This is a genomic window from Enterobacter sp. LM3, from assembly GCF_046622475.1.
GTDB classification, from domain to species: domain Bacteria; phylum Pseudomonadota; class Gammaproteobacteria; order Enterobacterales; family Enterobacteriaceae; genus Enterobacter; species Enterobacter cloacae_P.
The window spans coordinates 190925-199241 of the sequence record NZ_JBJURN010000007.1 but is presented as its reverse complement, the minus strand read 5'-3'; the positions used below and the strand labels follow the sequence as shown (position 1 = coordinate 199241).

Annotated in this window: 5 protein-coding genes; all 5 read left to right on the top strand. The window is 52.8% G+C overall.

Annotated features, from left to right (window positions below; genetic code table 11):
* Positions 1-2028: type VI secretion system tip protein TssI/VgrG (gene tssI / locus ACJ9N4_RS10950; RefSeq protein ID WP_411500473.1), on the top strand; the 2028-nt coding region annotated here is incomplete at its 5' end.
* A gap of 11 nt (positions 2029-2039) precedes the next feature.
* Positions 2040-2615, top strand: coding sequence for a hypothetical protein (locus tag ACJ9N4_RS10945; RefSeq protein ID WP_411500472.1), 576 nt, complete (start codon positions 2040-2042; stop codon positions 2613-2615).
* Positions 2616-2618: 3 nt separating this feature from the next.
* Entirely contained in the window at positions 2619-3362 is a 744-nt protein-coding gene (locus ACJ9N4_RS10940; RefSeq protein WP_411500471.1) for a hypothetical protein, read from the top strand.
* 76 nt (positions 3363-3438) lie between these two features.
* The gene (locus tag ACJ9N4_RS10935; protein WP_182271722.1) at positions 3439-3879 is read left to right on the top strand and encodes a DcrB-related protein; all 441 of its coding nucleotides are present in this window, start codon (positions 3439-3441) and stop codon (positions 3877-3879) included.
* A 3-nt stretch (positions 3880-3882) separates the two neighbouring features.
* Entirely contained in the window at positions 3883-8298 is a 4416-nt protein-coding gene (locus ACJ9N4_RS10930) for an RHS repeat-associated core domain-containing protein (RefSeq protein ID WP_411500470.1), read from the top strand.
* Positions 8299-8317: the final 19 nt, after the last annotated feature.

The window sequence follows — 8317 nt, the reverse complement described above, 5'->3', positions numbered from 1 at the left end:
GATGACTATGACTTCCGCAAGCCAAACGCGTGGCTGTTCCAGGCGCAGCAGAACCCGGCGTCGCCGAAACCGGGCAGCATTGATGTGTACGACTGGCCGGGGCGCTTTGTGGACAAAGGGCACGGGGAATTTTATGCCCGCATTCGTCAGGAGCGCTGGCAGGTTGAGCATCAGCAGATTCAGGCGACGGCCACGGCGGCTGGGATTGCACCAGGGCATACATTCACATTAACCAACGCGCCGTTCTTCAGCGACAACGGCGAGTATCTTGTAACTGCCGCGGGGTATCACTTCGAAGAGAACCGCTATGCGAGCGGCGAGGGTGAAACTATTCACCGTACCGACTTCAGCGTTATCCCGTCGTCTGTATCGTTCCGTCCGGCACAGTCCACGGCATGGCCACGCACCTACGGCCCACAGACCGCGAAAGTCGTCGGGCCGCAGGGGGAAAGCATCTGGACGGACAAATATGGCCGCGTGAAGGTGAAATTTCACTGGGACCGTCTGGCGAAGGGCGATGATACCAGTTCCTGTTGGGTACGTGTTTCCAGCGCCTGGGCGGGCCAGGGTTATGGTGGTGTGCAGATCCCGCGTGTCGGCGATGAAGTGGTCGTGGACTTTATCAACGGCGACCCGGATAGACCAATTATCACAGGCCGCGTGTACAACGAAGCAAGCATGCCGCCGTGGGCGCTGCCTGCTGCGGCCACGCAGATGGGCTTTATGAGCCGCACGAAAGATGGTTCTGTCGACAACGCCAACGCCCTGCGCTTTGAAGACAAGGCTGGCGCGGAGCAGGTGTGGATCCAGGCTGAACGCAATATGGATACCAGCGTTAAAAATGATGAAACGCACAGCGTCGGCGGCGAGCGCAGTCATTATGTGAAGAAAAATGAGCTGCACCGCGTGGAAGCAAATCAGATTCAGGCCGTGAAAGGCGGTACTGAGATCCTCACCGGCAAAGGCAAGCTGGATGCGGCGGTCGAACAATATGTGCTTGCCTCTGGCACGAAACTGCGGCTGGTCTCGGGGGAAAGCGCGATTGAACTTAATGCTAACGGCAAAATTAACCTGATTGGAAAAGAGTTTAACTTCTTTGTTGAGGGTGATGGTCATATCACCACGGGCGGCAAGCTACACCTGAATACCTCTGGCACCCAGCCCGGCACGACGGCACCGGGAGCGGGGCATAAAGGAGATATTGATGCGGCGGTGCAGGCGTATTTCTCTCCGGATAAGGCTAAAAAATCTGCTGGTGCGGTACTTGCAGGAGGAGCAGGTAAAGCGGCTCCGACGCAAAATAATCCAGCTGCCGCACCTGGCACAGACAAAACCAGTGAATATGATTATTCGTTGCAGAACATGGTGGATAAGCAAAGGAATTTAAAGGCTAAACCTCAAAAGTGGACACGACGCGGCTTTGTTGATGCTTCCGAAGAAGATATAAAGAAATATGCAAATCCGGATAACTACAATACTGGAACCGATAAATATCAGTTCCTTGATCTTTCATCTTCGTCAGGTGTTTCTGAAACTGATATGGCTTCCTTCCTGAAAGGGAAAGGTGTACTTGAAGGTCAAGAAAAAACATATCTGGATGCAGCAAAGAAATATAATGTCAGTGAAGTTTACCTGGCTTCACACTCTGCTCTCGAAACAGGTAACGGAGCGAGTGAACTGGCAAAAGGTGTCGATGTAAAGGGTGTAAAAGTTTACAACATGTATGGAGTTGGCGCTTTAGATGGCAATGCCGTTAAAACAGGTGCCAATTACGCTTATAAAATGGGATGGACTTCGCCAGAAAAAGCGATAGATGGTGGTGCGAAATGGATTTCCGAAAAATACATTAATAATGCGGATTATACACAAAACAATCTTTATAAGATGCGATGGAACCCGGCTTCGCCAGGAACGCATCAGTATGCAACTGATGTCAACTGGGCTGTAGCCCAAACATCAAACATGAAGAAAATGTTTGATAATTTCCCGGGGGCAAACCTATCATATGATATTCCAAAATTTAAGTAATGGATCAACTTATGAGTAAGAAAATTCTGAGTGTCTTCTGTTCGATTCTGGTGCTCTGCAGTTTGAACAATTATGCGGCGGCTGCTCAAATCAATAAAGAAGTTGGAAGTTCATCGCATTATCTTTTAGCAAAACCCGATTTTTCTGTACAAATAAACAAACAGTCTATCGCATTGGGCGACAGATGGACTAATGACGTTGCACGTAAAATTGAGTTGCCGGTTGAAGGTCATTTTGTCGGAGAAGTTCCTTTTGACGGAACCAATTATAAATTCTTCCAGCATCAAAAGTCTGGGTTAGAAATATTCAGTTCCAATCTTTGGTGGGATAAAGCGGAGCGAAGCGTTGATGATTATATCGTGTCGCAGATTACGCTAACTGCTACGGATAGCAAAACAGTTCGTGGGATTCATGTTGGTTCAACAATAAATGAACTTAATAAAGCTTATGGGGCCGGTCAAGTCGAAAATGATTCCGGGGAGCAGTGGGTTTCCTATGAATTGGGTAAAAAATTGCTCTCTTTTGAGATTAAAGACAGTAAGGTTGTGAAAATAACAATGAATTACGACAATGGTATTTCAGAGTGATTTATGATCAAAAAATATTTGGCGGTTGCATTATTCTCAGCCTTATTTACAGGCGTTGTTGAAACTTCATCGGCGCTTGAATTATCGCAATATAATAAATTCGATACGGTAAGTCGCATCATTAACGACAGCGAAGTGACAGACAATCTCAGGAAGATGCTGGAAAATCACTACCAGACCTTTATTGATAACTTTGATGTCTTTGGTGAACCGCATACCACCAAAGGTGGAGGATTGTTTGTTGAAGGCTGGCTAAAGGATCTCTATCGGGAGAACGCGTCAGCGCTGGTCATCAATCCTGACGGCAAAATCTTTGCGGCCTGGGTGGTTCCAGAGTCTGATGTTATTCAATATCAGTCATCTGATAATAGTCAGGTTATTAATGCCGATATTCAGCGATGGGCAGTCAGATTTAATACGATGCATTTCGCGACGACGGAGCAATCCTTGGTTGTGGGTTCTGAAACCAAAAAACTGGATACCGAAAAGTTCACTATTTCTCTGATAAATAAGTGCGGCCATTTTGATAGCGAATGTGACAAGATGTATTATCTCGGCATGCGCAAAAGCGATAACAGTACGATCTCTTTAAAGGGAAAAACGGTGCACGACTCCGCAGGTAAAATAATCGGCTCAACGTACAAGAATGGCGAGATCGCTTACACCGTGACGTATGCACCCGTGAAATTGGTTGTCAGCAAAGGCAACCATGTTTTAGTCGAACAGTCAGGTCAATGGCTTAAATAATAAAACAACCAGCCAAAAGGCCAGCATGGATTGGCCTCTTTTGTTTCTCACAATATTAATCATCCCGAGTTCACTTATGAAATACACCCTCCAGGAAGGTTCCTTTTCCCTGTTCCCTGCTGCCTGGCAGGATAACAGCATGAACATTATTCGTGATGACGAAAGCGGCTTATCCGTCGTCGTCAGTCGCGGTGCTATCCCGGATGGCAGCGACTATGAGAAAGAGTTTCACCGCCAGTGGGATTTATTGCGACCTCAGATGGGCGAAATTACCCAAAGCGAATTCCACCGCGTAAATGCAGGGCCGAAAAGCAACATTGACGGCATAGAAGTGGAGACCGCCTTCGACCGTAACGGCCAGCGCCTGTGGCAAAAACAACTTGCCGTACAAACGCCAGGCAAACCGGTATTAATGATATTTACCCTCTCTGCGCTACGGGCATTTACCGAAGAAGACGGGGTGCGCTGGAGCGCGCTTAAGCAAAGTTTGACGCTAAACGACAACCGGAATGTGTAAGGCATGAGCGATAACAACGCGGCCCGTCAGGGCGACGAGATTATTCACTCCAGCATTTTTGCGGATATCACCAGCATTGTGGCAGAAGGTGCCGCCTATGCGGTGATCGGTGCGGCCGTTGGTGCAGCGGCCACCGTGGCCGCGCCGTTGCTGGGGGCAGGAGCCGCTGCTGCAGGCGTTGCGGCGATTGGATCCAGCTGTCTGTTGAGTGGGATTATCGGTGGCGTGCTGGCAAATGTGGCGGGAATAACGGATGACATCAGCAACGCGGCTGAAGGTTTAGGCAATGCGCTTTTCCCTCCATCACCCGCGGGTAAAATTACCTCGGGTTCCGACAACGTGCTGACCAACACGCTTCCTGCCGCGCGTGCGGCCGGGACGCTGACGCCTGCCGATACCCCGTCACCTGAGCCGCAGTCTCCAGGCAGTTTTGCCGATTACGCGGGCATGTTGCTCTCCGCCGCCGGGCAGTTTGGTAGCGAAATGTGGCAGCCGAGCGTAGCCTCTGCGGCATCGGGTACTTCACCGCTGGAGCAGGATAAGGTGGCGTGCGAAAAGCACTCCGGACCGCAATATCTGGCGGAAGGTTCTAAGAGCGTCTTTATTAACGGCCAGCCTGCAGTGCGTGCGAAAGACCGTACCACCTGTGAAGCAACCGTTTCTGACGATGTTTCCCCGAATGTGATCATCGGTGGTGAGACGCTGACGGTTCGCGATATCAAAAGCGGTAAGACGCCTGGTCTTGCGCTGGGGATGATTGCACTCTCTTTGCTGCGTGGGCGACCAGGCAAAATATTAAAGAATATGCCCTGTGCGCTGGCTGCCGCGGGGGGCGGCATGTTGGCCGATATGGCCGTCAATGCTGTATTTGGTTCCTCGCACCCGGTGCATGCCGCGACCGGCGTGAAGGTGCTGAATGATGACGATGAACTCGATTTCTCACTGCCGGGGCGCTTCCCACTTCGCTGGCAGCGCAGCTATAACAGCCTGACCACGCGTGAAGGGCTGTTTGGTTTAGGCTGGGCGACCACCTTTGATAGTTATCTCGCCCTGGAAGAGAACAACGCGACCTGGTTCGATGAAACCGGACGCGAACTGAGCTTTGAGCTGCCGCCAGTCGATCGCGCGTTTTACAGTATCAGCGAAGGTATCATTATCCGCCGTAACGACAGCGGCGATGTAGCGATTGCCGATGACGACGGTGCGGTGTGGCGTCTGTACAAACCTACTCGTGCTAACCCTTCCGTGCTGCGTCTGGCTTCCCTCAGCGATGAGTATGGCAACGCACTGCTGACGGAGTGGGACGAATACGGCAGGCTGGTCAATCTTCACGACGAACCGAGGACGATAGACCTGACGCTGCGCTATGAAGATGAACGCTTCCCGCAGCGTGTGACGTCAGCCAGCCAATTTGACGGCAGCCGCAGTTGGCCATTAATGCAGTGGCGCTATGATGCGCGCGGTCAACTGGCGAGCGCGACAGATGCCTCTGGCGTGATAACCCGCGAGTATCGCTATAACGACAAGGGGTTGATGGTCTGGCATCGTTTACCGGGTGGGCTGGAAAGCGAATATCGCTGGCAAAAATTTGATCACTGGCGGGTGGTGGAAAACCGTACCAGCACGGGCGATGGTTGCCGCTTTACTTACGATTTAGACGCCGGGCTGACGACAGTCGAACACTACGATGGTCAGACGCGACTGCACTACTGGAATGCGCAGAGTCTGATCGTCTGCTACGTTGATGAACGCGGTGAAAACTGGCGCTACGAGTGGGACGAAAATGAGCTACTTACGCGCCGCATCGATCCGCTCGGGAATGCCGTCACGTTCGTCTATGACGAGATGGGTAATCGGGTACAGGAGATCGACGCCGAAGGCAATGCCCGTACGACAACCTGGCTGGAGCATCGCGCGTTGCCTGCGGCCATCATTGAAGCGGATGGCAGCGCCACCCGTTTCTGGTATGACGAACATCACGGCTTAAAGCGCGTGGTCGACCCGCTGGGGCAGACCACGCAGTTGCGCCGGGATGAGTTTGGTCAGGTCGTTGAGGAGGTTGATGCTGCCGGAAACAGTCGTTATCAGGAATACAATGAGGCAGGACAGGTTGTACGCGCGACAGACTGTTCAGGACGCATCACCCGCTACCGCTATCATCCGCTGGGCTGGCTGACGGCTGAAACTGGCGCTGATGGCGAAGAGACGCGTTATCGCTACGACGCTGCCGGGCGTCCGGTACAGCTTGAGCGCCCGGAGGGCTGGTCAGAATCATTGACGTGGAACGAACGCGGCCTCCCGGTTCTGCACCAGGGGGCCGACGGTAAAGAGAGTGCATTCAGATATGATGCTGCCGGTCGGTTAACCGCCACACGCAATACGCAGGGTGAAGAAGTTCGCCGCCGCTGGGACAGCCGCGGGCGGCTGGTGGCGCTGGAAAATGAAAACGGTGAAGCGTATCAGTTCCGTTGGGGGGCAGACTCGCTGCTGCTGGAAGAGGTGGGGCTGGATGGCGTGGCTTCGCAGTATCGCTATGATGCCTGCGGACGCACGGTAGCGCGTACCTTCGCTGCCGATCATCCGCAGGCCATCACCCACGCCTTCGCCTGGAGCGCAAGCGGCCAGCTTGTTGCCCGTACCACGCCGGAAGGACTGACCCGCTATCATTACACATCGTCAGGGCTACTGAGCCGGATCGGGCTGCATCCTGCGCTTTCAGCCAGCGTATGGAGCAATGAAGCAGAGCAGGAGCTGGCGTTCGAGTATGACGCGCTGGGCCGTGTTACGCGCGAACAGGGTGAGTATGGTGAGCTCGCATGGCAGTATGATGCCCTCGGCAACCGCACCTCGGTAACGCTACCCGACGGCCGTGAGCTGAAACAGTTTTACTACGGCAGCGGGCATCTGCTCGGCATTGCCCTCGATAAACTGTCGGTATCCGACTTTACCCGCGATGAACTGCACCGGGAAACCAGCCGAACTCAGGGGCTGCTGACCACCCGCAGCGAATATGACCGACTTGGCCGCCTGCATCGTCGGGATGTCTTTACCGGCAATGCCCAGCGCCCGTCGCCAAGACGCTGGTCGCGGCGCTGGGACTACGACTACCGCAATAACCTGGTGCGTGAAGAGCGTGACGATAACCCCTTCAACTGGTATCGCTGGCAATACGACAGCGCCGGGCGGTTGCTCGTTCAGGATGGCACGCTTCCCGGGCAGGAACAGTGGCGCTGGGATGCCGCGGGTAACCCGTTAGAAGGCATTGGGGAGACGATCACCCATAACCGCGTAATGCAGCTGAACGGCATTCGCTGGCGCTACGACATCCACGGCCGCACCGTGGAGAAGGATAACGGCCAGACGCGCTGGCAGTATCGCTATGACGGTGAACATCGCCTGACGGAGGTCATCAGCCAGCCGCGGGACCGCAACAAACCGCAGACCGTGGTCAGCTTCCGTTACGATCCGCTTGGCCGACGTATTAGCAAAACGCGACGCCAGATCCTCGGCGGACAACCTACAGGTAAGCCGGTTACAACCCAATTCGTCTGGGAAGGGTTCCGACTGCTGCAGGAAGTTCACGATGATGTGCCGCTGACCTACGTCTACAGCGATCAGGACAGCTATGATCCTCTGGCGCGTATTGATGGCGTTGATGCGCCGGAGATCTTCTGGTTCCACTGCCAGCCCAACGGCACACCGGAACGGATGACGGATGTCGAAGGACAGGTGCACTGGGAGGGAGTGAACAGCGCATGGGGCAAGCTGCTGCGGGAAAGTGAGACGCAGCTATCAGGATATTCTCAGAACCTGCGAATGCAGGGGCAATATCTGGATCGAGAAACAGGGCTGCACTACAATCTGTTCCGGTATTATGACCCCGACAGTGGGCGGTTTACGCAGCAGGACCCGATAGGGCTGGCGGGCGGGATAAACCTTTACCAGTATGCGCCGAATGCGCTGGGGTGGGTGGATCCGTGGGGGTTGTCGAGATGTAAAGCTCCGAATGGATACAAAACTGGCGATGTTGATCCACATGGTAATCTTTCTCCTGGTGTAAACAGAGCGTCGGGCCATACAAATAATAAAAATGATGGGTTTGTACAAAGCCACCATCCAATTCAAGACGCTTGGGCTAAGAAAAGAATAAACGGTTACCAGAGAAATACTGCACCTGCAACGTTACTTAAATCCGCATCAGGTAGTCCACACGCTAATATAAGTTCTGCTCAACGAACACGTAGAGCTATGCCTGGAGGTTGGGATACAACGTTGAAACAAGAGTTTCATATTAGTTACAAAGAAATGATTGATGCAGGTGTTCCAAAACAGCAGGCAAGAAAATCAATTGGTGATTCGTATAAATATTTTGACCAGTTGAGAGAGTCTAATAGTAATAACGTTTATTTTGATATATAACTTATTCTTTTTATAGGTA

Coding starts and splice junctions, on each gene's coding strand:
- ACJ9N4_RS10940 (WP_411500471.1), top strand. CDS start 2,619: ATGATCAAAAAATATTTGGCGGTTGCATTATTCTCAGCCTTATTTACA.
- ACJ9N4_RS10935 (WP_182271722.1), top strand. CDS start 3,439: ATGAAATACACCCTCCAGGAAGGTTCCTTTTCCCTGTTCCCTGCTGCC.
- ACJ9N4_RS10930 (WP_411500470.1), top strand. CDS start 3,883: ATGAGCGATAACAACGCGGCCCGTCAGGGCGACGAGATTATTCACTCC.
- ACJ9N4_RS10945 (WP_411500472.1), top strand. CDS start 2,040: ATGAGTAAGAAAATTCTGAGTGTCTTCTGTTCGATTCTGGTGCTCTGC.